This window comes from Solirubrobacter deserti (assembly GCF_027587175.1).
Taxonomy (GTDB): Bacteria; Actinomycetota; Thermoleophilia; order Solirubrobacterales; family Solirubrobacteraceae; genus Solirubrobacter; species Solirubrobacter deserti.
Map to the genome: position 1 here is coordinate 1 of NZ_JAPCID010000110.1, position 2,162 is coordinate 2,162.

The window sequence follows — 2,162 nt, forward strand, 5'->3', positions numbered from 1 at the left end:
TGTCGGCGCCGGGTGAAAACTGGTCCACCTGCGCCGGTTGAAAGGTGGGCCACCCGGCGGGTGGCTCGCGGGGCCTGGGATCGTGTGCGCGGAGCGAGCCCGGGAGGAGCGAGGTGGTCGGGGTGGAGCAGTGGGCCGAGGTTCGTCGGCTGCACTTCGTCAAGGGCCTGTCCCAGCGCGAGATTCATCGCCGGACGGGGTTGCACCGCGACACGATCCGGCGGGCGCTGAGCAGCGACGGCCCGCCGGTCTACCGGCGCGCGCCGGCAGGGTCGAAGTTGGATCCGTTCAAGGACGAGATTCACCGGTTGTTGCGCGAGGACCCCAAGCTCCCGGGCGTCCGGCTGCGCGAGCTGCTGGAGCCGCTGGGCTGCAGCGCGGGCAAGACCGTCGTCGACGACTACCTGCGCGAGATCAGGCCGTTGTTCGCGCCGCGGCCGCGGACGTTTCAGCGCACGATCTATCGGCCGGGCGAGCTTTGCCAGTTCGACCTCTGGCAGCCACGCGAAGCGGTCCCGGTCGGACACGGCCAAACCCGGCACGGCTGGGTCGTCATCGCCTGTCTTGGCTACTCGAGGGCGGGCGCCGGGGTGTTGGTGTTCTCGACCCAGACTGAGGACCTGCTGGCCGGGATCGCGGGCTGCTTGCAGCGGTTGGGCGCCTTGCCGCAGACGTTGGTCTGGGATCGCCAGGCCGGCATCCACGGCCGCGACGGCCGCCCGTCGGAGGCATTTGCCGGCTTCTGCGGACAGCTCCGCGTCGGCTGGCAGTTCTGCGAGAAGGCCGATCCGCAGGCCAAGGGCGCGGTCGAGCGCCTGCAGGGCTACGCGGAGACCAACTTTGAGCCGGGTCGGCTGTTCGCGAACGAGCTCGACTTCCAAGCCCAACTCGACGGCTGGTTCGCCAAGGTCAACGAGCGCCGGCACAAGACGCTCCGAGAGCGCCCGATCGACCGACTCGCCGTCGAGTTGCCGGCGATGTCACCGCTGCCGGCCGAGTTGCCCGACACCGCGCGGCGCTGGGTCACGCGCGTCCCACCGGACCCGCACCTGCGCTTTGACACCAACGACTACAGCCTGGACCCGCGCCTGGTCGGTCGGCGCGTTGAGGTCCGGGTCGATCAGCGCCAGGTCGCCGCGGTCGCGCTCGACACCGGCGAGATCGCCTGCCAGCACGCTCGCAGCTTCGCGCGCCACCGAACCATCACCGCGCTCGAGCACGCCCGCCAGCTCAAGACCCAACGCCGCTCAAGGCCGGTCGAGACGGCGGTCGAGGTTCGCCCGCTGGACCGCTACGACGCGTTGATCGCATGAGCGCCACCAGCGAGCTCGCGCACCTGTTTCGCGTTCTCAAGGCGCCGGCCGCGGCGCGCGCGTTGCCCAAGCTCGCCGAGCGCGCCCGCAACGAGGACTGGAGCTACGAGCAGTTCCTACAGAGCGTCCTCAGGACCGAGGTCGACAGCCGCGACAGCCACGGCGGCCAAGCCCGCGTCAAGGCCGCCCGGTTCCCGGCCCGCAAGACGCTCGAGGAGTTCGACTTCAGCTTCCAACGCTCGATCAAACAGACCGAGGTGCTGCACCTCGGACAGCTCGACTTTCTCGCCGGCAAGGAGAACATCGTCTTGCTCGGACCGCCTGGCACCGGCAAGACGCACCTGGCGATCGCGCTCGGCATCCGCGCCTGCCTGGCCAGCCATCGCGTCGCGTTCCGCACCGCCACCGAATGGGTCGCCCTGCTCGCCGACGCGCAACGACAGGGCCGCCTGGACGCCGAGCTGGACAAGCTCCAGCGGATCCCGTTGCTGATCGTCGACGAAGTCGGCTACATCCCGTTCGATCCCCAAGCCGCGAACCTGATGTTCATGCTCGTCTCGCGCCGCTACGAACGCGCCTCGCTGATCGTCACCAGCAACAAGCCCTTCTCAGGCTGGGGCGAGATCTTCGGCGACGACGTCACCGCCGCCGCCATGATCGACCGGCTCGTTCACCACGCCGAGATCCTCGCCCTCAAAGGCGACTCCTACCGCCTCCGCGACCGCGACCTCGCCCGCCCAACCAGCCGCAACGACTGACCTACACGCCCCGCCGATCCAGCCAAGCTCTCGCTCAGGTGGACCACTTTTCAACCGGCCAAACCGGCCCAATCTTCAACCGGCCTTGACA

At 69.3% G+C, this 2,162-nt stretch carries 2 protein-coding genes; both read left to right on the forward strand.

The window, feature by feature from the left end; genetic code table 11:
- Positions 1-122: 122 nt before the first annotated feature.
- Positions 123-1,313: an IS21 family transposase gene (istA, locus tag OJ962_RS34115; protein ID WP_202958741.1), complete on the forward strand. Its 1,191-nt coding sequence runs from the start codon at positions 123-125 to the stop codon at positions 1,311-1,313.
- The gene (istB, locus tag OJ962_RS34120) at positions 1,310-2,071 is read left to right on the forward strand and encodes an IS21-like element helper ATPase IstB (RefSeq protein WP_202958740.1); all 762 of its coding nucleotides are present in this window, start codon (positions 1,310-1,312) and stop codon (positions 2,069-2,071) included. The genes istA and istB overlap by 4 nt, the downstream gene beginning before the upstream one ends.
- Positions 2,072-2,162: the final 91 nt, after the last annotated feature.